19 protein-coding genes, 1 pseudogene and 1 riboswitch are annotated in these 25,167 nt (G+C 47.1%); of the genes and pseudogenes, 7 read left to right on the top strand and 13 right to left on the bottom strand.

Annotated features, from left to right (window positions below):
* Nucleotides 1-35: 35 nt before the first annotated feature.
* Nucleotides 36-218, bottom strand: a riboswitch (Lysine riboswitch).
* A gap of 202 nt (nt 219-420) precedes the next feature.
* Entirely contained in the window at nt 421-1,797 is a 1,377-nt protein-coding gene (locus FC96_RS02545; RefSeq protein WP_056941900.1) for an aspartate kinase, read from the top strand.
* A gap of 17 nt (nt 1,798-1,814) precedes the next feature.
* Nucleotides 1,815-2,825 carry a diaminopimelate epimerase gene (gene dapF, locus FC96_RS02540; protein ID WP_056941899.1) on the top strand — a complete coding sequence of 337 codons (1,011 nt, stop codon included), beginning with the start codon at nt 1,815-1,817 and terminating at the stop codon, nt 2,823-2,825.
* A 75-nt stretch (nt 2,826-2,900) separates the two neighbouring features.
* On the opposite strand, the gene FC96_RS02535 is transcribed toward dapF, so the two are convergent.
* Together FC96_RS02535 and FC96_RS02530 are read right to left on the bottom strand one after the other, a co-directional pair.
* Nucleotides 2,901-3,221, bottom strand: a complete 321-nt coding sequence (locus FC96_RS02535) for a DUF7671 family protein (protein WP_054659120.1) — start codon at nt 3,219-3,221, stop codon at nt 2,901-2,903.
* A 10-nt stretch (nt 3,222-3,231) separates the two neighbouring features.
* Entirely contained in the window at nt 3,232-4,272 is a 1,041-nt protein-coding gene (locus FC96_RS02530; protein WP_056941898.1) for a lipoate--protein ligase, read from the bottom strand.
* A 136-nt stretch (nt 4,273-4,408) separates the two neighbouring features.
* On the opposite strand from FC96_RS02530, the gene FC96_RS02525 reads away from it, so the two are divergent.
* Nucleotides 4,409-4,792, top strand: a complete 384-nt coding sequence (locus FC96_RS02525) for a glycine cleavage system H family protein (RefSeq protein ID WP_054659118.1) — start codon at nt 4,409-4,411, stop codon at nt 4,790-4,792.
* 84 nt (nt 4,793-4,876) lie between these two features.
* Here the strand turns inward: FC96_RS02525 and FC96_RS02520 are convergent, their stop codons facing one another.
* The 8 genes and pseudogenes from FC96_RS02520 to FC96_RS13105 form a co-directional block, all read right to left on the bottom strand.
* Nucleotides 4,877-5,254, bottom strand: coding sequence for a hypothetical protein (locus tag FC96_RS02520; protein WP_054659116.1), 378 nt, complete (start codon nt 5,252-5,254; stop codon nt 4,877-4,879).
* Nucleotides 5,255-5,272: 18 nt separating this feature from the next.
* On the bottom strand, nt 5,273-6,364 hold the full coding sequence (gene phnW, locus FC96_RS13160; RefSeq protein WP_056942159.1) for a 2-aminoethylphosphonate--pyruvate transaminase: 1,092 nt from the start codon (nt 6,362-6,364) through the stop codon (nt 5,273-5,275).
* A gap of 51 nt (nt 6,365-6,415) precedes the next feature.
* Nucleotides 6,416-7,165, bottom strand: a pseudogene (phnX, locus tag FC96_RS13155) (phosphonoacetaldehyde hydrolase); the annotation flags it as partial.
* A gap of 19 nt (nt 7,166-7,184) precedes the next feature.
* Entirely contained in the window at nt 7,185-8,036 is an 852-nt protein-coding gene (locus FC96_RS02510) for a PhnE/PtxC family ABC transporter permease (protein ID WP_054659114.1), read from the bottom strand.
* Nucleotides 8,033-8,836 carry an ABC transporter permease subunit gene (locus FC96_RS02505; protein ID WP_056941897.1) on the bottom strand — a complete coding sequence of 268 codons (804 nt, stop codon included), beginning with the start codon at nt 8,834-8,836 and terminating at the stop codon, nt 8,033-8,035. Before FC96_RS02505 ends, FC96_RS02510 begins: the two co-directional genes overlap by 4 nt.
* A gap of 26 nt (nt 8,837-8,862) precedes the next feature.
* Nucleotides 8,863-9,594, bottom strand: coding sequence for a phosphonate ABC transporter ATP-binding protein (phnC, locus tag FC96_RS02500; protein WP_054659112.1), 732 nt, complete (start codon nt 9,592-9,594; stop codon nt 8,863-8,865).
* Nucleotides 9,595-9,609: 15 nt separating this feature from the next.
* Nucleotides 9,610-10,638 carry a phosphate/phosphite/phosphonate ABC transporter substrate-binding protein gene (locus FC96_RS02495; protein ID WP_235804706.1) on the bottom strand — a complete coding sequence of 343 codons (1,029 nt, stop codon included), beginning with the start codon at nt 10,636-10,638 and terminating at the stop codon, nt 9,610-9,612.
* A 262-nt stretch (nt 10,639-10,900) separates the two neighbouring features.
* Nucleotides 10,901-11,044 carry a hypothetical protein gene (locus FC96_RS13105; RefSeq protein WP_164478852.1) on the bottom strand — a complete coding sequence of 48 codons (144 nt, stop codon included), beginning with the start codon at nt 11,042-11,044 and terminating at the stop codon, nt 10,901-10,903.
* A gap of 162 nt (nt 11,045-11,206) precedes the next feature.
* Here FC96_RS13105 and FC96_RS02490 point away from each other — a divergent pair, with 162 nt between their 5' ends.
* From FC96_RS02490 to carB, 3 genes are all read left to right on the top strand, one after another.
* Complete coding sequence (locus tag FC96_RS02490) at nt 11,207-11,428, top strand: P8 family protein (RefSeq protein ID WP_054659106.1); 222 nt, start codon at nt 11,207-11,209, stop codon at nt 11,426-11,428.
* A gap of 435 nt (nt 11,429-11,863) precedes the next feature.
* On the top strand, nt 11,864-12,928 hold the full coding sequence (locus tag FC96_RS02485) for a carbamoyl phosphate synthase small subunit (RefSeq protein WP_054659104.1): 1,065 nt from the start codon (nt 11,864-11,866) through the stop codon (nt 12,926-12,928).
* A complete protein-coding gene (carB, locus tag FC96_RS02480) occupies nt 12,928-15,999 on the top strand; it encodes a carbamoyl-phosphate synthase large subunit (RefSeq protein WP_056941895.1) in 3,072 nt (1,023 codons plus the stop codon). Before FC96_RS02485 ends, carB begins: the two co-directional genes overlap by 1 nt.
* A 78-nt stretch (nt 16,000-16,077) precedes the next feature.
* Here carB and FC96_RS02475 read toward each other — a convergent pair whose 3' ends face one another.
* Nucleotides 16,078-17,718: a peptide ABC transporter substrate-binding protein gene (locus tag FC96_RS02475; protein WP_056941894.1), complete on the bottom strand. Its 1,641-nt coding sequence runs from the start codon at nt 17,716-17,718 to the stop codon at nt 16,078-16,080.
* A 452-nt stretch (nt 17,719-18,170) separates the two neighbouring features.
* Here FC96_RS02475 and FC96_RS02470 point away from each other — a divergent pair, with 452 nt between their 5' ends.
* Nucleotides 18,171-18,797 (top strand): hypothetical protein, encoded by a 627-nt coding sequence (locus tag FC96_RS02470; protein WP_056941893.1) that lies wholly within the window; start codon nt 18,171-18,173, stop codon nt 18,795-18,797.
* Nucleotides 18,798-18,862: 65 nt separating this feature from the next.
* On the opposite strand, the gene FC96_RS02465 is transcribed toward FC96_RS02470, so the two are convergent.
* Together FC96_RS02465 and FC96_RS12990 are read right to left on the bottom strand one after the other, a co-directional pair.
* Nucleotides 18,863-19,459 (bottom strand): TetR/AcrR family transcriptional regulator, encoded by a 597-nt coding sequence (locus FC96_RS02465; RefSeq protein WP_056941892.1) that lies wholly within the window; start codon nt 19,457-19,459, stop codon nt 18,863-18,865.
* 162 nt (nt 19,460-19,621) lie between these two features.
* On the bottom strand, nt 19,622-25,167 hold a 5,546-nt coding region (locus FC96_RS12990), incomplete at its 5' end, for a DUF5776 domain-containing protein (RefSeq protein ID WP_235804705.1).

Raw genomic sequence — 25,167 nt, 5'->3', positions numbered from 1 at the left:
AAAGATAAATGTTCATCTTCATAATTCGGTCTCAATTTTGTCGATAGCGCCCCGCGAAGGTAGCCTTCGCGACAGTCCGCGGTCTCTTAAACCACGTCCCAGCGAACTGACGACCATCCTCGCCAGCGCTTCGGCAACCGCCCCTTTTGGTTAACTTCCTCGTTCGCAATGGGAACTCAGCTAACTGACTCATGTTGGTTGCAACCTCTTCGATTTACAAACAGCTTATTATTAATCCGTGAGAGTGTCAAGGGCTTTTTAATAATTAACTCATCAAAATTTCTTTATTACTATAAAGGGGCTCAGAATTAGGCTGATTTTAAGCTATTTAACGGTTGCACTCAAAAATTAAAATGTTAGAATGCAATTTAATTATTAGTGACCAATCTCATAATTGGCCACTCAAAGGAGTGTCAAATCGTGAAAGTCGTTAAGTTTGGCGGTAGTTCCCTAGCGGACGGGCCGCAATTTCAAAAAGTCATTGATATCATCAAGAGTGATGCCGACCGGCAAGTCGTCGTCACCTCAGCACCCGGTAAACGCGATAAAACCGACACCAAAGTCACCGACCTTTTGATTAAATATGCAAAATTAACGATGAACCACGGTGACTCAACCGCCATTGTGCGTCAATTGATTGGTCGATACCAAGCCATTGCCGATTATTTTAAGCTTGAAGCCCCAGCCATGGCTCCCATCGAAACGGCCATTCAACAACTGCCGACACAATCGTATCCGAATAACGACTATCTCATGGCCGCTTTTAAAGCTCATGGGGAACGGTTAAACGCACGGCTAATGGCTGCCGTCTTGAACCACTTGAATATCCCCGCCACCTTTGTTGACCCCAAGGATGCTGGATTACTAGTCAGCGCAGATCCAAACAACGCAACGGTCCTACCAGCAACCTACCAGCATTTAGCAACGATGACGGTGGGAACCAAGCGACTCATCTTTCCCGGGTTTTTCGGTTTTACGGAAGCCGGCGACATCGCCACATTTTCCCGTGGCGGTTCTGATATTACAGGGGCCATTTTGGCCCGCGGCTTAAGCGCTGACATGTACGAGAACTTTACGGACGTTAACGCCATCTACGCAGTTAACCCCAACATTGTCGCACACCCCTTGGCTATCAATAAAATGACCTACCGTGAGATGCGAGAATTATCGTACGCCGGGTTTTCCGTTTTCCATGATGAAGCCATTATTCCGGCCATTGAAGGACAGGTACCAATTAACGTAAAAAATACAAACCGGCCTGACCTACCAGGCACGTTCATCGTGCCGGAGAAAGATTTCTCCCCTGCTCATACGATTACTGGGGTGGCAAGTTCTAACCGATTTGAAGCCCTTTATCTGCACCGCTACTTGCTCAACAAAGAAGTCGGCTTTACCTTGAAACTATTACAAATTTTATATAAATACAACGTTTCATATGAACACATGCCATCCGGAATTGATGACCTCACCATTATCTTTGATAAACAACAATTAGACGCGGCCACCATTCAGGCAATGTGCCATGATATTCAAGAGACCCTCCATCCTGACACCCTCGAATGGATTGATGACTATGCAATTTTGATGGTTGTCGGTGAAGGGATGCGCAACCAGGTCGGCGTGATTGAAAACATCATTGCCCCACTGGCCGATAACCACATTGGCGTTCACATGATCAATCAAGGAGCCTCGCGAATTTCCATTATGCTAGGCACAAAACGAGCCGACGCCGACGCCGCGGTTAAGGATATTTACAGCCGTTTTTTCACAGACCAGGCAGTCACAGCTGCCCATTAACTGAGGAGGATTCATTCATGGTCGTATTACACAAAGTTCACGGTTCCCAAAACCGGTTTTTCTTACTGGATCAAACCACCCTTGAACAGCCACTTACTGACCCAGAGCTAGTGGCTTTAGCACAACAAATGACTCACCCTAAAACGGGGCTTTTGAACGGTGCTGACGGGATTCTTGTCGTTAACGCATCCAACCACGACAACGTTTTAGGTCAGATGCGGGTGATCAACGCCGACGGTTCCGAAGCCTCCATGTGTGGTAATGGGTTACGAACGGTATCTCGCTACTTAGCCGAAAAGTACCACAGTAACCAGTTTAAGGTTGAGACGCTTACGGCTGACCTGCAAGTCAGTCGGCAAAGTGACCTGGCCACAGACGTCCCCGCCTTCAGCGTTGAGATTTCACCTGTCCGATTTAATCAAACCGCCTTTCCGTTTGATCATCTCGGCGGCGAGACCCTCATTGATGCGCCAGTCCGGGCCTTTGCTGACGGACTAACCTTCACAGCTATTGCCGTTCCAAACCCCCACCTCATTAGTTTTGTGGACACTACCACCATGAACGGACCGTTACTGGGCGACCTTGGCGCCCGGTTAAACCGGCCGAACCGGTATTTCCCGGACGGGGTCAATGTTAGTTTTGCTCAGATTCTTGGTCCCGACCAACTCTTTGTTCGCACGTTTGAACGTGGCGTTGGCTTCACGAATGCGTGTGGGACTGGAATGTCTGCGACAAGTCTTGCCTTTGCGATGACCCACCCACAACTCGGCCATTTTGGTCGTCAAATGACGATCTACAATCCCGGCGGTATGGTTAAAACAGTGGTTCATCATTCAAAAGCTCGCGATACAATCGAGCTGATTGGCAATGCGACCGAAACCCATTTAATTACGGTTGATGACGCCCAATTGCACCAGGCCAACGTCACTGAGGCAACGGCTACGGTAGCAACAACTCATGAAGAGGCCGCTTACGAAGCCTTCGTAGCGGGCCTGCCCAGTGTATCAGCAATTGCCGTTAAAGAATAAAGACCCATTTAACTTAAGTTTATGCATAAATCAGGCCCCATTCCTTGGTGATTCGTTCAAGGAATGGGGCCTGATTTATGAGTGGCCTAACTGTTGTTGAGCCACTGCTAGCACGTTTTCTTCGATAAATTCGCTGGTAAATCGTTGTAACGGTGTAAAGTCATGACGATCTTTAAACGCCACAGGGGCCGTTGCAACCACTGCCACTGTGAGGTTGTTTTCCGTTAAAAAGACCTGTCCTAGCTTCGTATACCGGCCCTTGGTGTGTTTACCTGTTCGCCAAGAATGAAGCTGAATTTCCTCAGCATTTTTAATCACGTATCGACCGGTTGCATCCTGTTCGACGGGAACGCCAATGTATTGGGTGACGTCATACTTTGTTTTAGTTTTTGCGATAATTCTTCACCTACTGTTTTGGAATTAGAAGGGCTGTCATAAACGCTGATCGGTCAGAATCATCTAAGACCTTTTTGAGCCACCGCTTACCCAGAGCTTCCCGTAAATCATCAGCTGTCAATCTGGTGCCAGTCAGTGCTTTCTCGAGTTTTGCGGCAATCTTTTCAGACCCAAAATCCGAGTACACGACCGCCCGAGTAATGACGTCGTCGCTGACCATGAGGTTAACCCCAAGCCGGCCCGCGGCGACATCAATTTCCCGGTAGCGGTTAAACCCAGGATTTTGCCCATAATTCCAGTCAACTGTTTGATATTTATCGGCCAATCGTTGGTCAATAATTGCCCAGTCCTCATCCGTTAGCCGAACCGTTTCAATATCAGCTAGCCGGTCGACATGAAAAAGGTGCTTCAAAAAGGCTTCACGAAACCCGTCGCTGTCTAATTGTTGGTATTCGGGCGCTAAATAGCCACGCAAATTTTCAATCTCGCTCCGGTTAGAATCAACCCACTTCCCAACAATTCGCTGTTCACTGGGGTGTAACGCTTGGCTTGCCGCTTCAATATTCATATCGTACATCAGTGTCCCGCCAGCTGCATATGCGTCACCCGATTTGACCATCGTCATCCCCGTAAACTTATGCTGATTAATGACCAGATCACTATGTGGGCGCAACGTGGCTGCTGTGGCCCCCATTTCGTGTAGCGCCGTTAAAACGGGGTTGGCAAACCCCTCATAGTCTGCCCATTGGCTCCGATCTCCTGGATCACCCACCACGATGTTTTCGAAGACTAGATTGCCCATGTCATGGTAGACGGCTCCACCACCGGAGGTCCGCCGCACTAACTCAACGCCATGCTCACGGAGATACGTCATATTGACCTCCGCAAAAGCATTTTGATTAACCCCAATAATCACTGACGGTCGGTTAATATACATCATAAAGCCGTGACCCGAAATTTTCTTGTCGTTAATCAAATAATTATCTAGCGATTGGTTCACGATTGGGTCATAGACCGGCTTGCCATCGCGACTCGTATCAATTAAAAACATGTCACCCTACCTCCGAACCCTTTTAGTCTATTGTAAGCGATTTTGCAACGTTCGGCTACCTACGTTACAATCCTTTTCTTTCGCCAATGTAACCGTTATACTAAGGACAGTGATTAACGATTAAGGAGGCATTGACATGCAGGACACATCCCCCACTTTTTGGCATAGATTTTCACAGTGGTTTACTGGTTTGTTCCATAAGCAGACCGCGTTTGACCCGCAAGAAAAAGATGGTGTCTGGTATCAAGTCATCAAACCCGGTCTCGTCCGCGTTGGGATCAGCGCCATGGCTACCGACGATATTGGGACCATTTCCTTCTTGGATTTTTCAACCGATGAGACGGCAATTACGACAGGCGATGACTTAGTTGAGTTAGAGGGTGAAAAGGCTGTTGAAACCTTAAAATCACCGGTAACCGGTCAAATTATCAACCGGAACTCGACTCTAATTAGCCAGCCGGAACTGGTCAATCAACACCAGCCAAAAGAAAATTGGCTGGTGGAAGTCCAAGTCAGTTAACCGGCCACGAAAAAGGCCCAGACCATGACGCTGAGGTATTCCTCAGCATTGTGTTCTGAGCCTTTTTCAGTGCTTGTTCAATGGTTAGTGTCTGCCCACTGGGTTATTAACGACTAAATGTTTCATAATCTCGGCAATGATGTTGGGAAACAAGAAGAAAACCTGATCATTCATATTAGCAACAACCCTAAGATTATTGGCCAGACTAATCGCATCCATCCCGCCCACTGCGGCAATGACCGTCGCCTTGCTGACACGGTACTGATGCCAAGCCTTAAGGGTATCAGCAGCGGTCGGTGGCTGAGAAAACGATTGAAAAAGCGCTAACTGATGCCCTGAAAACCGTTGAATTAGGGGTTGAAGAACCGTTAAATCAAGCCGGGGTGAAACGATTAAAAATAGCCGATTAGTCGTCGGTAACTGTAAGAGTGATTGAATCTGTGCTTTAACCGAAATTGTCATAACGGCCCGCCTCCGTGGTTAACTCTGAACCGGTTCACTAACGTACGCTTGAATTAAATCGACTAACCGATCGATATCCGTTGGGTAAATTTCGCCAATATTCCCAATTCGAAAACTGTTCATTTTAGATACTTTACCCGGATATATGATGAATCCCCGTTCTTTGAGATACAGATAAAAATCTCTAAAACGAAACGACTCAGAAGGGTACTTAAAGGATGTAATCACCGGCGACTGAACGGTTGGTGTTAAAATCGGCGTAAATCCCGCCGCGACCATCCGCTGACGCAAGCGGGCTTCGTTTTCGCTGTACCGCTGATACCGTTTTGCCACCCCGCCCTCTTGCTTCAACTCCAATAGGGCTTGTTCAAAAGCGTACACAACATGGGTCGGCGACGTGAATCGCCACTTCCCATCATGGTCTTCAAAACACCGCCACTGGTCATATAAATCAAGTGAGAGCGAACGGGCATTCCCAGCGGTTTGCGTTAATTGGTGGACATTTGCAATAACAAACGAAAACCCTGGGACACCCTGGACACACTTATTCGAACTACTGATCAAGTAATCCACATTTAACTGGTTGACGTTAATGGGTATCCCACCAAAGGTCGACATGGCGTCCACAATTGTGACAATGTTGCGATCTACCATTGCTGGGATGAGCGTTTCAATGGGATTCAAAATACCGGTGGTCGTTTCGCCGTGAACGACCGCAAAATGGGTGATCTCAGGATGAACGGTTACAAAATCGGACACTTTATCCAGATCAACGGGTTCTGTTTCGTCAAAGATCAAATCTAAGTGTTTCACCCCTATTCGGTCAGCAATTTCACTCATTCGTTGCCCATAGGCCCCATTAATTGCGATTAATAAAGTGGCGCTAGAATCCTTTGGAATCGTCTCAAGTGTTGCCTCGACCCCGTACGTACCACTCCCTTGCAGCAAAACGGCCGAAAAGTCTGATGCCTCTGCACTTGCGAGTTCGAGCAATTGCCGACGAATATGCTGCGTCATTTTTTTATACTCATCATCCCAAGTTCCGTGATCAACCATCATGACGGCCTTCACACTCTCACTTGTCGTCAATGGTCCGGGAGTTAATAACAACGGGGCATTTGAACGGGCTGCCTGCTGTTCAAGCTGTTCAATCAAGGGAATGACATCGGCAATTGTTGTCACCACGTAATTTGCACCAGAGGCGTAGAACTGCGCCCGCGCAGCAACTTTTAATTGAGTCTGTTCAGATTGTGGTAAAGCGGTGAATTCCGTCTCACTCATCCCAATCAAATTACTGCCTTCAACAACCCCGACTGAAATCGCACCAGCCGCCACGCCCTCTTTAATGTCGTTAATCGTATCACCCACTTTAATGACACCACTTGAATCAGTTAACCCTAACCTTTTTATCGCCAGATCGAGCATGGCCGAATGTGGGCGACCAATACCACCTGTTAGTTCCGACGTAATATTAACGCGGGGATGATAGCCTTGAGAAGCAACGGTTGGCAGTAGCTTTTCAATCATCGCTTGAGTGTATCCCGACGTAGTTGCAACCGCAATATGCTTTTCGGTAAGGTACGCTAGTAAGGTCGAAACACCCGGTTTAAGGATTGCGGTTTCAACCAACGCCTGATTGATAGTTTCTTGAAATTCTTTGTATACAGTATCCGTTACAAATTGTTGTGATGTGCTGGCCAACTGCTGGCTTATCGGTTGCCATATCGCTGCATCCTCTAACATCTTTTGAACGTGTGCTCGCTTATCTAAGCCCAGATCCTGTCGAATAAGTGCCGGGTCCAACGTCACCCCAAATTTAGCGAATGCTTGTTGAAACCCAATAATCGGTGCACGGCTTCCATAATCAATTGTCGTTCCAGCCCAATCACACACTACTGCTTTAATTTTCATACTTATTCCTCCACTGGTTTTAATCCATGAACTTAGCACGAAGCTTAACTGCCACCAACTCTGCAATGATTGCAAAGCCAAGAATCAAATAAATGAGAAGCCCAACCTCATGAAAATCAAAGTAGAAGTTGCTGGCCGTAAACAGCTGATAACCAATGCCGCCGGCGCCCGCTGCAGCCCCGACGACCACTGCATCAGCAAAGTTGATTTCAAAACGAATGAACGTCCAGCTCAATAGCCGGGCTGCTGCTACGGGCAATACCGCCTGACATAAAATTGGGAATAGCCCGGCACCGCTAGCCTTAAGAGCCTCGATACTCGCTGCCGGTATTGCTTCTAAGCTGTTCGCATAGACCTTTCCAAGATAAGCAACACTGTGAAAGCTAATGCCAATCACTGCCGCATTTGGTCCTAATCCCAGTGAAACGCTATAAATCAATACCCACAAAATCGTGGGAACGGCACGAATCCAGGCCAGTATTGCCTTAACAACGCTTGCAACGGCCTTCGGGGCCAGATTATCGGCAGACAGTAACGCCATGACAAAACCGCCACCCGCCCCAATCAGCGTCGTTAAAATGGCTAATCCGACGGTTTCACCCATGGCCGCCATCAATTGTGACCATGTATCATTGCCCAATGAAGGACTAATCATCATGACCCGAACGTTATCGACAAAGCTCGCCACAGCTGCCCCCCATCTAAAGTGGGCGGGCGCAAGCGTCGTCAAAGTGTACCCGGTGAGGATTAAAAGACTCGTTAGAAGCAGGGAAATCGTAATTTTTCGACGATCGTGTATTCCGGTTCGACGGTGCAGACTAGCTGCAACGGTTGGTCGGAGACTCACCGGTTTATTTGACTGTTCGATCATGCGATCACCCTCCCAATTTTACTAGCACTTAACTCGATTCCAATCACTAATATGGCTATGACCAACACCACCAAGCCTGCTGCACCGTACTGCAATCCCTTGTAGTACAGGTCAAACAAAAATCCGATCCCGGTTCCTGTCAGCAACCCCACTAGGGTGGCGTCCCGGATATTATTTTCAATCATGTACAAGAGCCACTCGACGATGGGAACACTGACTTCTGGCAGAACTGCTTGAACAACAATTTGGCCGTAAGTGGCACCAGTTGCCTTCAATGCGAGGACCTTGTCGCCATCAAAATCCTCAATTGTTTCAATAAATGCTCGAATCAAAAAGCCAAGGTTCATGACAAACAGAGCTAAAAATCCGGTTAAATCATTTTGTTTGAAAGAAAATAATAAAATCATAGCCCAAGCGACGATTGGAACGTTCCGCAAAACCGACGCAAAACCACGGATTACAACCCGAACTAATGTAACGCGACACCCAATATTTCGGGCACCCATCAAGGCTAGTAAAAAGGCCACCACACCTGCACACGTTGCCGCGCTGATCCCAATTAAAAACGTTCGCCATAGCTGATATAAGATGGCTGGTAAGAGACTTAACGACGCTTGATTAGGAACGAAATTAGTCGCCATCCAGGCAAAACCACTTCCAATGCCTAACAATGAACGGGTCTGAAAGTTCATCAAGCTGGCCGTCCCCATGTAAAGCATCAGGGCGCTTAATAAAACTAAGAACAATCGCGTGTGCTTTCGACGGAAAAAGGCCCATTGTTTGGTTGTTTGTTGGTCCATAAATGTGTCCTTTCTGGTAAAGTGAACTACCGATAAATCTGGGTGACCGCCCAATCATCAAGCGCGCTAACCGGTGCATCAAAAGCGACGCGTCCCTGATTAATGCCCACGATATGGTCTGCATATGTCCTCGCAACATCCACTTGGTGCAAATTAACAATCACGGTCATTTTCTTAGTGCGCGCCAACCGGCTCAAAATATCCATCACAACCATGGCTGACTTGGGATCTAACGACGCAATAGGTTCGTCACAGAGTAAAACGTCTGGCGCTTGCATTAACGCTCGGGCAATGCCCACCCGTTGCTTTTGACCACCACTTAAATCGTGACAGCGCTGATAACAAAAGTCGCCTAGCCCAACTTCACTCAGCAACCCCAGAGCCTGGTCTTTTTCATCTTGAGAATATAACGATAACATCCCAGCCAAAGTACCCTTTTCTCCTAGTCGACCATGAAGGACATTCTCAATGGCCGTTAGGGGTTCAATCAGATTATAGTTTTGAAAAACCATCCCGATTTTTCGTCGAACCTGCTTAAGACCGCGGCGATTAAGTTGTCGGACGTCTTGGTCATTGAACAAAATAGTGCCCAAATCGTCTCGAATCAATTGGTTTAAGCTTCTTAAAAGCGTGGTCTTCCCCGCTCCAGAAGGTCCAATGATCGCGGTAACTTCACCTGGTTGAAAAGTCACTGAGACATCCGCCAACGACGCCTTATCAGCTGAGTAGTACTTGGTTAAATTGGTCACTTGAATCATGATCAGCTTCCTTTCCTATTTACCAATAATTTTATGGGTCGGTTCATACCAGCGATCGGTGACCTTTATAAAGTGCATTTTTCCCTTCTTGGTAAAAATCCCATGTGTTTTCGAATTTATTGGCGCAAAAAAGTTCGGATTATTGGTCGCTTGCTTTGACGTTAACCGCTGAATGATTTTGGCTGCATCCGTTTCAGAAACCTGACTTCGATTGGCAACAAGTGGTTCATTTTGAACCGGATACGCCGCAATGGCCTGACTCTGCGCACCTGCCACTTTTGTAAAGGGCGCTGGAGCATCCTTTTTAACTTTATAAATCACCCCTGCCTTGTTAGGATTCCCAATAAGTTCGCCGTATGGTGTCATGTCAATGTCATCAAAGGCCGCTACATCCGCATCCCCGTTAAACAGGTTAAGGGCCGAGCCTTGATGAGAACCCCCATACAGAACCTTTTTAAACACCCCACCGCTTTGTTGCAACTGACTCGATTGTTTAACGCCAAGCGCTGTTTTGATCGCCCCAGCTGGCACCGCAAAACCCGAAGTCGAGGTCGCCGAGACAAACGACATTGTCTGACCCGCCACTTTTTTCAAGCGATACTTACCCTGAACTTTATAGTGACTAGCCTTATTTTTAGGGACCATGATGTAACTGTGATATTGCGCATCCTTTAACGTCCCCGAAGCACCCGTGGCCGTGACCAATGGTTGAACCTGCCGATTCTGAGCATTCGCCTCAACATAAGCATCTGGTCCCAGCAAGGCAATTTGGGCTTTTCCAGACGCAATCGATTGAATCGCAACGTTATAGTCCGTCGTCGTTAAAATGTTAACCTTCTTTCCAGTTGCTTTACTGATCTCTTTTGAAAAGGCTTGGCGAGCGCCCGTGACTTCCTTTGCAGAATCCCCCGGTAAAAAAACAACCGTTAACGTCTTGTTATCAGCGTTCCCAGTCGCACTCCCATTGGAACACGCTGCCATGATCAAACTGCTGCCCATCAGCAACGTGACTAACGTTGCTGCTTTCATCCCACGTTTGAACAACTCCAACTCCTCCTCTACTTTTTGTACAAGTTCACTATACAAAGCGAACGTAAAACCCCTGTAAAGGCCAGGTAAACGTCTGTAAAATTGGCGTAAAAATTGACAAACTATTCGGCTTATTGGAACGGATCCTAATAACCCCGCACCTACTCATATCTCCCGTTAAACTCACGGATAATACTTAACTTTGGGTATAAAAAAAGACAGCCCATTGGACTGCCCCGAAAGTCGGATGTTTGAGATCAAAAAGCAACCGTTGAAATTAGCGTTCGCTCTCTAACTTTTCGGCTTCTTCATCGATGGTTTCGAAACCGGATTTCGCATTCTTTGGCTTTGGGTGCTTTGCGCGCTCTTCCTCCGCTTTTTGAATCATAGCTTTACGTTGCTCTTTACTTAATTTTGCCATATGATTCCGCTCCCTTTTTGATGTGAATTTTGTTAGAAGCTAGTCCAACAAGTTCATCATAGCACCTTTTCGATCATTTGTTAAAGTTGCCATTATGACGGCAAAATACTTACCATTTGAGCCAATCTGATTATAATTAGAATTGTAAGAGGAGGGATTATCATGACAGTCGAAAAAACACTGTTGATTGATGAAAATATGAACGTGGTCTTTGATTGGAGTAAGGACGAAATGCCAATTCGCGACGCCGTTTGGGATTACTTAATGGCTCACAATGGACACGATACCCTCAAAACGGAAGAACAAATGAAACCATTTATGACAATGGCCGATAGCGACGTCAAAAAGTTCGTCACAGCTCATTTAAAGACGGTTCATTCATAATCATTATCGTGAATACCTGTTGGTTTGACTTTGGTCAGCACTTTGCTGGTCAAAGTCTTTTTTTATCTACGATCGGGCTTATTGGCTCGCTTCTATCAGAAACCAAAAAAACTCAAATTTTTTTATGTATATTCAAATCTCTGAATAACTGACAATCAAGTCGTCATGCCAACTAAAAATAATTCGACGGTTCCCTTGCGTAGATAGTGTGGTTACAGTACACTACTTAGAAGTGTGATGGATCTCTCATTTCTCATTATGAGTTTCATCAAAATGTATATTATATTGAATTGTGGGGTGATTTACTTATATTAACCCAGAATATCCACTTTTTATGAATAAAAAGAGTTGACATTTTCTAATGTTTCTCTTATCTTATTCAAAAAAGCAATTAACCACGTCCAGAGAGGCGACATTGAGGAGGCAGCATTCAATATGAAAAAATACCTAACGTTAGAAAATGGCGATGTGTTCATTGGAACAGCCGCTGGGAATCTCACTAAGGAAATTCACGGTGAGTTGGTCTTTACGACGAGTATGACCGGCTACCAAGAAACCCTGACGGATCCTTCCTATACAAACCAAATGATTACTTTTACGTACCCGCTAATCGGTAACTACGGCATCTCCCTTGGTGCCAATCAATCACCAAGCGTTGCTGCAGCAGCCGTGGTGGCTCAAGAATTTGCGGAGACGGTCTATCACTATCAAAGTGTTATGACAGTTTCTCAATTTCTTGAAAAAGCTGGTGTCCCGGCCATTATCGGTGTCGATACCAGAAAGTTAACGAAGGTTATCCGGGAACACGGTACCATGGCGGCCAGTCTGACAAATCAGCCGCTGTCTAAAAGTCAGCTCAACGGTAGTCAAACGGTCGCTGACGTTGTAAAATCAGCCACCTACAGCCCAGCCGACGGTGCTCAAGCGACGCACGTTGTCCTTGTTGATTTTGGCGTCAAAACCAACATCATCAAGTCCCTTCAGGCGTTTAACGTCAGCGTAACTGTGGTGACACCCGAAGCCACATTCCAAGATATTGAAGCGCTCCACCCAGACGGAATTTTACTATCAAACGGGCCTGGTAATCCTGAAGACTTCTCGGCTTTTCTGCCTGTCATCAGCCAGCTCCAAAACCAGTACCCACTCTTCGGAATCTGTCTCGGCCACCAGTTATTGGCCCTCGCTAACGGCGCGCATACCTATAAGATGCCGTTCGGCCACCGGGGAATCAACCACCCCGTTAAGAACCTAAAAACTGGCGAAGTCATCATGACCTCCCAAAATCACGGGTACGCGGTCGACATTGATTCCGTTGATAATACGCCCCTTGAAGTCACGGGAATTGAAATCAACGATAACACCTGCGAAGCCTTAGAATATCCTAACCGGCCGGTCTTTTCCGTCCAATATCACCCTGAGGCCGCTCCAGGCCCCCATGAAGCGCGACGATTGTTTAACCAATTTGTTGAACTCATGCACGCAAACGGGGGGATTAAATAATGCCAAAAAGAACTGATATTAATAAAATTGTGATCATCGGCTCCGGCCCAATCGTGATTGGCCAAGCTGCTGAATTTGACTATGCGGGCAGTCAAGCCTGCTTAAGCCTGAAAGATGAAGGCTACGAAGTTGTCCTCATCAACTCGAATCCAGCTACGATTATGACTGATTCTGAGATTGCCGATAAGGTTTACTTAGAACCGCTGACCGTCCCAAGTGTGACCGCCATTCTTGAAAAGGAACGTCCCGACGCGCTGCTACCGACATTGGGTGGCCAGACCGGCCTTAATCTAGCCGTTCAACTCAGTCAAGCCGGTGTGCTCGACCGCTTAAATGTGGCCTTACTAGGTACTAACCTGCAAACGATTAACCAAGCAGAGGACCGGGAGGCTTTCAAAGCGTTGATGGACGAGTTGAAGCAACCGATCCCCGCCTCTAAAACCGTTTACGACCTCGATGCTGGACTGGCCTTTGCCAAAACCATCGGCTACCCTGTCATCGTTCGCCCCGCCTACACCCTTGGCGGAACTGGTGGCGGGATTGCCCATAATGAAGCCGAAATGACGACCATCCTGGCTCGGGGATTAACGATGTCTCCAGAAACCGAATGCCTGATTGAAAAAAGCATCGCGGGCTATAAAGAAATCGAATTTGAAGTCATGCGGGATCATAAGGGGTCGTCAATCATCGTGACCGGTATGGAGAACTTCGATCCCGTCGGTGTCCACACCGGCGACTCAATTGTTTTTGCACCCACCCAAACATTGACTGACAAGGAATATCAACGCCTAAGAGACGCGTCACTCACCATTGTTAACGCGTTAGCCATCGAGGGGGGCTGTAACGTCCAACTTGCCCAGGATCCCACCAGTGAAGCCTACTACGTCATTGAAGTGAATCCCCGGGTCAGTCGTTCCTCAGCCCTGGCCTCTAAGGCTACCGGCTACCCCATTGCCAAAATTGCCGCCAAGATTGCGGTGGGGCTAAACCTTGACGAAATTATGAATCCCATTACCAAAACCACCTACGCCATGTTCGAACCCACCCTTGACTACGTGGTTGCTAAGATTCCGCGCTTTGCTTTTGATAAGTTCACCCATGCGGACCGGACCCTTGGCACCCAAATGAAAGCCACCGGCGAAGTCATGGCCATTGGGACCAACATCGAAGCAGCGCTCTTAAAGGCGGTCCAATCACTAGAACTCAATACTGATTTACAAAACAAACTGGTCCCCGAGAATCTCGCCACAACTGATCTTGAAACGCTGTTGACCAGCATTAAAACCCCAACTGACATCCGGCTGTTCCAGCTTTTCGGAGCCATCGCTAAGGGGGCTACGCTCGCCCAACTCCAGGCTGCAACCCAGATTGATGCATTCTTTCTGGCCAAACTCGAGCGGATCATGACCGTGCAAAAACAGCTCATGACTGAAATGCTGACGGCTAATCTGGTCCAAACGGCTGAGGAAATCGGCTTTAGTGACATGATGATTCAATCGGTTCGTCAGGTGACGGATCATGAACTCGACCGGCTTCATGCGATGGCTGATCAACATCTGGTTTATAAAATGGTGGATACTTGCGCCGCCGAGTTTGAGAGTAGCACACCTTATTTCTATAGCACTATTGGAAGCGAAAATGAAAGTCAACCGCTTGGTCACAGCATCGTCGTCATTGGTGCTGGACCCATCCGAATTGGGCAAGGCGTTGAATTCGACTACACAACCGTGCATTCGGTCAAAGCCATTCAAGCGGCGGGATACAACGCCATCATTATCAACAACAACCCCGAAACCGTCTCAACTGATTTTTCGATTTCGGATAAATTGTACTTCGAGCCTCTAACCATCAATAGCGTGATGAACATCATTAACCTCGAAAGGCCGCTTGGGGTCATCGTTCAGTTTGGCGGGCAAACTGCTATCAACCTCACCCAAGCCCTCGTCGATCGGGGGGTTAAGATTCTCGGTACCTCAATGCATGGCATTGAATTGACCGAAAACCGGCACGACTTTGAGGCGCTCTTGACCACTCACCACATTGACCATCCGGCAGGTGATACGGCCATGAGCTTACCTGAAGCTCATGCAATCGCTACTCAGCTTGGTTTCCCGGTCCTTGTCCGGCCAAGCTTTGTGCTGGGTGGCAAAGGAATGGCCGTTGTCCACACTGCAGCCGAACTAGATGACTACCTGATTCCCGCTTTAAAAAATAGCCACGGCCAACCCATTTTGGTCGATAAGGATATCTCGGGCATTGAATGTGAAGTTGACATCTTAAGCGACGGCCACCAAGTTTATATTCCCGGTATTATGGAACATCTAGAAGGTGCCGGGGTGCACTCAGGTGATTCTATCGCGATGTTTCCACCACAACACCTGTCAGCTGACCAAAAAGCCGAAATTGTTCGGATTGCTACAGCTATTGGCCTGGCTGTCAACTGCATCGGCATGATGAACATCCAGTTTATCATTGCAGATAAAGTCTACGTCATCGACGTCAACCCTCGGGCCTCTCGGACAGTGCCGTTCATGAGTAAAATTACGCACCAGCACCTTGCGCAACTCGCCACCCACTTAATTCTCGGCCAATCCCTTGAAGCCTTGGGCTTGACTCCGGGACTGGGCGCCGAACCCGCTGACGTGTATGTTAAGGCCCCAGTCTTCTCATTTGCCAAGTTGCCAGGCGCCCCAACGGCTCTGAGTCCCGAGATGAAATCAACGGGCGAAGATCTCGGTCGCGGTGCCACCTTTACTGAGGCCCTTCACCAAGCATTATTTGATAGTTATCACTATGATAGCTCGCAGGTTGGGACCGTCGTGGTTTCACCGTTAGATACCCAAAACACAGCTCTAATGGCACATTTAAGTGAATCTGGCTATTCCCCTATCACGTTCCAAGCCGACCAAGAGTGGCCTAACGACGTCGTTTTCGCCCTTGCCTCGGATGATGAACACGCAACGGCTCAACAGCTTATTACCACTGCTTTGAGCCACCAAACACCATTGTTCACTGCTCAGGATACAGTTCGGGCCCTCACAGTGAACCCCACACCAACCCACGTCCTCTAATCACTCATCACGAGAAATAACAAAAAATGGCGGCAGGCTTTGAGCCCACCGCCATTTTTTAATGTCAATTAGTCACCCTCACTTGATGTAAGCTGTTTTATAACTCCATTGAGTCCCCGCCGTATTGTGGACGATGCCGTGAACATCACTGCGTTGCAGATAAGCCGTCACCTGTTGGTATAGCGGGGTCATCCCCTGATCAGCATTGAAGATCTTAGCCGCTGAAACCAAGTCTTGCCAACGTTTCTCAGGATTGTTAGCATCCGCATTTACCGCTCGGTTGACTAGCCGGTCATACGCCTCATTGCGATAGTGACCGAAGTTATAGGAGGTGCCGCTCATCGGGATTTGTAAAAATGAAATTGGGTCATTGAAATCGGCACCCCAACCAGAAATCAGCACATCGAAGTCACCCTTTGCGGCACTTTGATAGGCAATCTGTTGAGTCGCCATCGTCTTAATATCAACGGTTAAACCGGGTAATTCCTTCTCCCACTGGCCTTTCAGATACTGGGTCAACGGGCTCGTTACCGTCTGATCAGCTCCAGCCAGCAAGGTAAAGTGTAAATTTTTGGCCCCAATTTGGCGCATGCCCCTCTGCCAGTCCGCTTTTGCCAACTTAACATTGTAATTAACTGTGTTCTTAACCGCCTGTTGCTTAGAGAAGTCGACTCCTGTTTTTGGGTCTGTCGCCAATCCACTGGCCACAAACCCAGTTGGTGTTTCTGAACCATCGCCTAACACCTTTTCTGTTAAGGCTTGCCGATTCAGCGCCAGCGACAAGGCTAAGCGAATATTACGATTGTTAAGCGCCTTCCGGAGTGTTGCGTTACTGTCACGTAAATTGTACTTTAAAAAACTGACATACGAGTAAGGATATTCCTTGAACGCCTTATCGTTTTTGTAATTCTTAACTTGCTGATTAGCTAGCGGCGTTAAGTCTAACTTATCACGCTGATACAAATCCAATCCCGTTCCAGGATCCGCAACGACTGTAAAGTTCACTTTCTTAAGCTTTACAACCTTGGCATCCCAGTAATTCGGATTTTTGACAAACTGCCACTTATTACCGGTCCCGTTCCAGTGTTGAATTTTAAATGGGCCCGAATAGACCATGTATTCGGATTTTGTCGCATACTTTTTACCATACTTTTTAATGACCCGCTGATTTTGCGGGGCAAATAACGGATAAGCCATGAGGACTTTAAAGTAAGTCATCGGTTTGTCTAGCGAGACCACAACAGTCCGGCTATTTAAAGCCTTAATCCCCAGCGTGTTGGGGCTCGCTTTGCCAGCATTAATTTTTGAAGCGTTCTTGATGCCGTTAAATAAATAGGCATACTGCGATTTCGTAGCTGGATTAATGGTCCGACGCCACGAATAAACAAAGTCCTGGGCGATAATTCGATCACCATTACTCCATTTCGCATCGCGCAACTTAAACGTCCATGTTAAGCCGTTCTTTGAAACGGTGGCCGACTTGGCCAGTCCTGGTTCAGTTTGTCCGTTTGCACCCAACCGAAAGAAACTTTCAAACACGTTTCCGGTTTGACCATAACCCGTTGATTTTGAGATATCTATAGTCGGCAAGGGCGCTGTTGCGCTTAGGTTTAGGGTTTGCTTGTCTTGCGACTTTTTTGTTTGGCCGCAGGCGGTTAATACCAGTACCACCCCAATGGCTAATAAGACTGCTCCAAATTTCCGACCGGTTATTTTCATTTTTTTCGTCCCCTAGTTTTTATTTTTTTGAAATTTTTTTGACGATTCATCCAACAACCACTAACCATCTCATCACCTCCAACGCTACCGCCACAAAAAAAGTGCCTAACTGTCATCACTGACAGTTAGGCACTTCGAGATTGGGAACTTCGCCACCCACACAGAGCTGGCCTTAAAAATTTTCCAATCTAAAAGAAACCACCGTCAGTTCGCTGGCAAGTCAGACACATACACATAGCACATTGAACTGAATTAAACGTGGTGGTTTCCTCCTTTTTCGGGTTTTTCTGAATTGTACGGTAATTAAAATAAAATGTCAAACTTAAATTATCATTCATTTTATTTTCATGTCGCTTTCAATTTGACACCATAATCATAAACTGCGATGATTAGATTAACACAGTAAGAAATCGCTTACAACTCATACTGTATTCATGAAGGGAGCTATTACTATGCCTAAAGTCATTGAATCCACCCCAACTCAGCGTCAGTTAAAATTCACCCTCTGGTTACTTATTCATACCCCACGACACGTGGCGTTTACTGACCTTGAAACGTTTTTTGGCGAACCCGCTGATGTTTTGCACCACGATCTCAATTGGATGGCGACCTTCCTTCATTCTTTTGACCTCGTGGTGGATCCTTCCGTTGACCAACGAGTCGCCATTTATGGCCGGGAAGCCAACGTCTTTCGCGCCATTCAAGAGTTACTTGGCCACCTAAAAACGAGCGACCGGCAAACGCGTTACGTTTTGGATGCCCCAACCATGGAAACCAAGTTAGCCGCCCAAGTTGACCAGTTAAGTGAACTGGAAACCGTTAACATTGACACTTGGCAGGCAGTATACAATTACTTGTGGACACTTAATATGCGTTATCAGTACGGCCGAGTCAAGCGCGCATCACTGGACCGACTCTTCACGCCTGACCAACTCGCCTTGATCTCAACCGAAAGCGCCATTCACCACTGGTCCCAACAGTGCATTGACGTTGTTGAATCGGAATTAAAAGTACCCACTAGCTTACCGATCATTGAATCCTATCTTCTGACTTTAAGGGTGTGGTTGCTGACCCATTAAGCAACCACACCCGCAAAAAGCGGCGTTCCGGAAAACTCCGGAACGCCGCTTCTTTGCGATATCACCTAATCAATCAAATCGGTCACATTTGTGTCCAAGACCTGACTCACGCTGACCAAAACGTGGCGATAAATCATCTCCACCAACATGTCCTTAGACATATCCATATCGTTTTTTAGCCAACGATAACTGATCCAGCTAGTCGCATCGCTCAGAAAATAAGCTTGATACTTGATTTCGCTGTCAGATATCCCCTTCTGATCAGCAAACGTCAAAAGTTTCGAACTTGCCAAAATCGCTTTGCCAATGAAATTGGCGACGTGGGTTGGCAAATATTCTGGGTCGAGTTGCGCAATCGCTAACGCGTAGTCGCGATTAACCACCAAGCAGTCCAAAATATCCGAAATCATTGGCTTAGCAGCGAAGACGCCCCGTTCAACCAAATGGTCAACCCGAGTATCAAATTCAGCTACCAACCAATTTTGCAGCTGGCGGTGCAAATCATACACATCTTCAAAATGGGTATAGAATGTCCGTCGGTTGACGCCAGCCTTTGCGGTAATCCGCGTCACCGTTACCTTTTTAATCGGCAACTGTTCAGTCAGCACCATTGAAACAAAAGCATCGAACAGCTTTTTTTCTGTTTCTCTCGTTTCAAGCATTTATATTATCCCCCGATAATTACCCCTTGCAAGGCCCCCATCAGAATGGCCGAAAAGCCTATCCGTAAAAGTGGCAATTTTACGGGTAGACTCCTCAGTCATAGATGATCTCATAGTGCGATTTTCACACTAGCAAAGGGTTCCAAATTTTAGTTCTCAGTTCTAACGAACAACAGACACGTACCGTGGATTAGCGGTGATGAAACCACCTGAAATCCGGTAACGTTTGGTCCCATGGACCCTGTTGCTGTTACCGTGAGAATAATCCCAACGGTAAACTTTGAATAACTTATGAAGCTTCTTTGCGTAGTGCTTATTACGCTTTGTGAGATTTACATTGTTATAGCGATTCAAAGCAGTTTTGGCCCGGACGGCCTTAACAAAGGTCCGTTTGCCATAAATCACATACTTTTTGTTCGTCGTGATAAACTTGCCGTTCGTTAGTTCGTAACGGGTCGTCAAGTGATGGCGAACAATCCCCTTAACATGTAAAATTGTGCCTTGTTTGTAGTTCGTGACTTTCCCGGATAAATTCTTGCGGGTATAAGCATTAACACCCCGAGGATTAATCACCGTGACCGTCTGATGAACCTGCTGGTAATATACCGGCACAACAAAGTCTTTCCGAGCTGTAATGTAGCCGGTCTTGCCGTTGGTTGCAGACAAGTGGTTCACGTCTTTAACCTTAAAGCGTAGCCGACCTGCTTTAGAACGTGCAGTCCCAACAACTACCCACATTGGACGGTAAACACGAGGTTTAGCGCGGTAAGAAGCAACTCGATTCTTCTTACTAAACGTTGGATCGCTGTACAGGTACATATTCTTCAAGCCATATACGGCAAACGGATAGAAGTTACTTGGTTGAACAGGCGTTTCCGGTCGTTCTGGCTTAACCGGAGTCGTTGGCACAATTGGAGTTGGTTCTGCTGGCGTAATACTGTCATCGGGTTGCTGTGGCTTTTGACGGCCAAGGGCAAATCCAAGTAACGGTAATCCTAGCAATAACAACGGCAATAGTGGCAACAACAATGGTAAGCCTAACAACAGTGGTAAGGCCAAGAATGGTAAAGCCAACAGTGGCAAACCAAGTAACAACAATGGTAAGCCTAACAGTTGCGGCAGTGCCAGTAATGGCAAGGCCAACAGCGGCAAACCAAGTAACAACAGTGGTAAGCCTAACAGTTGCGGCAGTGCCAGTGATGGCAAGGCCAACAGCGGCAAACCAAGTAACAACAGTGGCAAGCCCAAGAGCAGTGGCAGTGCTAAGAGGAGCAACGGTAAACCTAGTAGACCTAATAAGATTGGCAGTCCTAAGAGACCTAATAAGATCGGTAGCCCTAACAGCAATGGCAACGCGCCAAGAGCCAGCCCCAGAATGAATGGTAAGCCAAGGATGAGTGGCAAAGCAAGGAGCAACAATGGCAACCCAAGAAGGATTGGCAACGCACCCAATGCCAGGCCAGCGACGAATGGCAACCCAATCAATAGTGGTAAGGCTAACAGGAACAGTAAGCCAAGAATGACTGGCAAGCCTATCAGAAGACCTAACTTCAGACCATCTAAGAACAACTTACCCAGTAATAGTGGCAATAACAGCAATCCTGCTAGTAGTGGTAAAGCGCCAAGCACAAGACCACCCAAGAGCGGCAAGCCAAATTGCAAGGCAATCGCAATCTGAATTGGCCGAGCTAATAATCCAAGACCAAGAAGCGGTAATGCACCAAAAGCAAGACCAGTCAGGAATGGCAAGCCAAGTAATACTGGTAAGCCTAACAGGAACAATAAGCCAAGAACGACTGGCAAGCCCATCAGAAGGCCTAACTTCAGACCATCTAAGAACAACTTACCCAGTAATAGTGGTAATAACAACAATCCAGCTAATAGTGGTAATCCAAGGAGTAACGGTAAAGCCAAGGCCAACAATGGCAGTCCTAGAAGGAGTGGCAATGCACCAAGGGCAAGACCAGCTACAAATGGTAACCCCATTAATAGTGGCAAGGCTAGCAATGCGAGGAGTGGCAACATCAGTTTAACGCCCAACTTCAACCCGTCTAAGAACATCTTCCCTAAGAGAAGCGGCAAGGCTAAGAGTGAGAGTAAGCCGAGTGGCAACAATCCAAGCAAGGCTCCTGCAATAAATGGTAAGCCAAGCAGCAACGGCAAGGCTAAGAGTAACAATGGTAATCCCAAAAGGAATGGCAATGCACCCAGAGCAAGACCGGCCAAGAATGGTAAACCAAGTAGCAGTGGTAAGGCTAGCAAGAATAACAAGCCAAGAATGATTGGTAAGCCAAGCAACAAGCCTAACTTAAGCCCATCTAAGAACAACTTACCAAGCATTAGTGGTAACAGAAGTAAGCCCAATCCAAGCAGTACAGGTACGGCAAGGAGTGTCGCCAACCCCAGAAGAATCAGTGGCAAGGCCAATAGTGCAAGCCCTAACAGCAAACCACCCAAGAGTAATTTACCCAGGAACTTCAACCCATCGATTAAGGCTTTACCAAGGACTAATGGTAAGCCAATCAAGCCGGCCAAGCCAAGAAGCAATAGTGGCAAGCCTAGCAACAAAGCACCAAGCAATAATCCACCGATTAATAATCTGCTAATCCCCTTCAACCCGTCAAGTAAGAACTTACCTAACAGAAGTGGTAGTAGCAAGCTGCCAAGTAACAGTCCACCGAGAACTAATCCTGCAATGAATGGTAATCCAAGCAGAACTGGTAAGGCTAGCAAGCCGAGCAATGGTAACAGCACAGCTGCTGCCAACGCCAATTTGATCAGCCCTTTAACCAACTTAGTCAACAGGTATGCAATCAAGCCTGCTAAGCCGCCTAGGACTGAGCCTAAAACGAACGGCAAGGCTAATTGACCAAGAATTCCCAACAGTGGCAGTGCTAACAGAATGAACGGAAGTGCCAGTAAGCCACCAATCAAAGTGATTGGCAAACCTAACAGCAACAACGGTAATAACAGTGGTAAGAGTAGCAAACCAAAGCCAAGTAATGGTAACAAAGCAAAACCAAGTAAGAACCCAACTGGTAAACCAAGTAAGAACTTAATCAAGTCGCCTAACAAGTGAGCTAGCAATCCGAAGACGCCGCCCAATGCTAAGCCAAGCAAGATTGGCAATGCAAGTAACCCAAGAAGCGATAGCAATGGTGAAGCTAATAAACCAAGACCGATCAAGAGTGGTAAGGCCAACAGTAAGAGTGGCAGTGCCAAGAAGAACAGTGGCAAACCGAGCAACAAGATCAGTGGCAAGGCTAACAGTCCCAGTCCAAGTAACGACAATAAGCGCGTTCCAAGGATGAAACCTGGTAACAATGACAATAAGAACTTGCCAAATTGAACGGCCAACCAAGCGAGTACCCCACCAAGTAAGCCAAGTTTTAACCCGGCCAATACTGGTAATGCTAACAAGGCTAATGGCAAACCAAGTAATGCTAACAACGGTAATGCAAGGCCTAATAGTGGTAAGCCAAGTAATAGCAGTGGCAGTGCTAATAACAGGAGTGGCAAACCAGCTAGAAGTAATGGTAAGGCAAGTGCCAACAATGGCAACAAGGCGAAACCAAGTAGCGCGCCCAATCCATTTGCGGCTAAGAAGCCGATCAAATCAAGCAGGCTCTTCCCTAATAACCCAAGCTTCAACAACAACCCGAGTAACAAGGTGTGACCCAAGAAGGCCAGTGGCAGTGCTAACAGGAATGGTAAACCAGTCAAGAGACCAGCTAAACCGAAGGCTAAAGCATCCGCGATCGCCTTGGCGAGTAAGAACCCACCGATGAGCAATGGCAAGCTTAGCAAGAATGGCAATCCACCGAACAACAAGCCAAGTGGGAACAATAATGCCCCAATGAGCATGTCCTTCAACCCCTTGCGCAACAAGTGCAACAAGATGAAGAGTGGCATTAATAACCAGTAGAGTGGGCCGCCGAGAAGCGTACCAAGTAATGCCAATAATGGGTAAACGAAGATGCCCTTCAACAACTTACTCAAGAAGTGCAACAAGCCGAACAGTGGTAAGCCGAGTAAGAACAAGGCTGCCGTGAACAGTAAGTGGCCCAGCAAGTTGTTTAATAAGAAGTTACCTAGGAATGCTAATGGCAAACCAAGTAGGAATGGCAGTGCTGCAAGCAATGCTGCTGGCAACAAACCAATCAAGTCAGCGAGTGCCTTTGTTAACAGGAACCCACCAATTAAGAATGGTAGTGATAACAAGAATGGTAAACCACCGAGTAACAGACCGAGTGGCAAGAACAATAGGAACTTCAATCCGTCTGTGATGGCCTTCCGAAGAAGGTGCAAGAGGATCAAGAGTGGCATTGCTAGCCAGTACAATGGTCCGAAGAGTAACGTCCCTAACAATGCAAGCAATGGATAGAGGAAGAGACCCTTCAAGAACTTGCTAATAGCGTGAAGCAAACCATACAGTGGTAAACCAAGTAAGAACAAGGCACCAGTGAACAGTAAGCGGCCAAGAGCAAGCAAGCCAAGTAAGTGACCCAAGAAGGCCAATGGCAAGGCTAACAAGAATGGCAAACCAGTCAAGAGGCCAGCTAAACCAAGTGCTAAAGCATCCGCAATTGCCTTGGCGAGTAAGAACCCACCAATCAGCAATGACAAGCTCAGCAAGAATGGAAGTCCACCGAGCAACAAGCCGAGTGGGAATAATAATGCCCCAATCAACAAGTCCTTCAAGCCCTTGCGCAACAAGTGCAACAAGATGAAGAGTGGCATTAATAGCCAGTAAAGTGGACCACCGAGAAGCGTCCCTAAGAGTGCCAACAATGGGTACAGGAAGATCCCCTTCAGCAATTTACTCAAGAAGTGTAAAAGGCCAAACAATGGTAAGCCAAGCAAGAACAAGGCTGCCGTAAATAACAGATGACCTAATCCATTTCCGAAGAATGCACCTAACAGATTACCAAGTAAGAATGGTAATGCTGCAAGCAACAATGGTAACCAGAGTGGCAATGTCAGCAATGCTGGCAGAATCCACAGTGGGAGTGTCAGTAGTATGAGTGGCAAACCAAGTGTTAAGGCACCCAGAATAATTGGTGCAAATAAGGTCCCGAGCAATGCGCCTAACAGGAATTTAGCGAGGGTCTTAAGAAGATCGGCTAAGCCCTTAGCGAATGCCCCCAACAAGTTGCCTAACAACAGTGGCAGTGCTGCAAGCAAGAGTGGCAACCAGAGTGGTAATGTCAGCAATGCTGGCAATAGCCACAATGGCAAGGTCAATAACAATAGTGGTAAGCCAAGTGCCAGGGCACCCAGAATAATTGGAGCAAAGAGCCAGCCTAAGATAGCGCCGAGACCGAACTTCAATAGATCCAAGAGACCCTTAGCAAGAGCTGCTAAGATTGCACCAGCTAAGAATGGTAACAATCCAAGAAGGATTGGCAACCAGAATGGCGCAGTTAAGATTGCAGGTAAGATCCAGAGTGGCAAGGTCAATAGCAACAGCGGCAACCCAAGTGCCAAGGCACCGAGTACCAACAGTGGGAATAACCAGCCAAACAGTGAACCAAGTGCGAACTTAAGCAAGTCAGCAAGACCCTTAAGAATCATGCCAAGGCCAGTACCCAGTAACAATGGTAATGCCCAAAGCGCAATTGGGAACCAGAGTGGTAACGTCAGCAGTGCTGGCAAGAACCACAGTGGTAAGGTCAATAACAACAGTGGTAAGCCAAGTGCCAATGCTG

It is taken from the genome of Secundilactobacillus kimchicus JCM 15530, from assembly GCF_001433995.1.
In the GTDB taxonomy this organism is placed as follows: domain Bacteria; phylum Bacillota; class Bacilli; order Lactobacillales; family Lactobacillaceae; genus Secundilactobacillus; species Secundilactobacillus kimchicus.
This window is presented reverse-complemented; position numbering and strand designations above follow the sequence as displayed.

What these genes read in the sequence shown, in the direction of transcription:
- dapF (WP_056941899.1), top strand. Translation starts at nt 1,815, where the DNA reads ATGGTCGTATTACACAAAGTTCACGGTTCCCAAAACCGGTTTTTCTTA.
- FC96_RS02530 (WP_056941898.1), bottom strand. Translation starts at nt 4,272, where the DNA reads ATGTTTTTAATTGATACGAGTCGCGATGGCAAGCCGGTCTATGACCCA.
- FC96_RS02525 (WP_054659118.1), top strand. Translation starts at nt 4,409, where the DNA reads ATGCAGGACACATCCCCCACTTTTTGGCATAGATTTTCACAGTGGTTT.
- FC96_RS02520 (WP_054659116.1), bottom strand. Translation starts at nt 5,254, where the DNA reads ATGACAATTTCGGTTAAAGCACAGATTCAATCACTCTTACAGTTACCG.
- FC96_RS02510 (WP_054659114.1), bottom strand. Translation starts at nt 8,036, where the DNA reads ATGATCGAACAGTCAAATAAACCGGTGAGTCTCCGACCAACCGTTGCA.
- FC96_RS02505 (WP_056941897.1), bottom strand. Translation starts at nt 8,836, where the DNA reads ATGGACCAACAAACAACCAAACAATGGGCCTTTTTCCGTCGAAAGCAC.
- phnC (WP_054659112.1), bottom strand. Translation starts at nt 9,594, where the DNA reads ATGATTCAAGTGACCAATTTAACCAAGTACTACTCAGCTGATAAGGCG.
- FC96_RS13105 (WP_164478852.1), bottom strand. Translation starts at nt 11,044, where the DNA reads ATGGCAAAATTAAGTAAAGAGCAACGTAAAGCTATGATTCAAAAAGCG.
- FC96_RS02490 (WP_054659106.1), top strand. Translation starts at nt 11,207, where the DNA reads ATGACAGTCGAAAAAACACTGTTGATTGATGAAAATATGAACGTGGTC.
- FC96_RS02485 (WP_054659104.1), top strand. Translation starts at nt 11,864, where the DNA reads ATGAAAAAATACCTAACGTTAGAAAATGGCGATGTGTTCATTGGAACA.
- carB (WP_056941895.1), top strand. Translation starts at nt 12,928, where the DNA reads ATGCCAAAAAGAACTGATATTAATAAAATTGTGATCATCGGCTCCGGC.
- FC96_RS02475 (WP_056941894.1), bottom strand. Translation starts at nt 17,718, where the DNA reads ATGAAAATAACCGGTCGGAAATTTGGAGCAGTCTTATTAGCCATTGGG.
- FC96_RS02470 (WP_056941893.1), top strand. Translation starts at nt 18,171, where the DNA reads ATGCCTAAAGTCATTGAATCCACCCCAACTCAGCGTCAGTTAAAATTC.
- FC96_RS02465 (WP_056941892.1), bottom strand. Translation starts at nt 19,459, where the DNA reads ATGCTTGAAACGAGAGAAACAGAAAAAAAGCTGTTCGATGCTTTTGTT.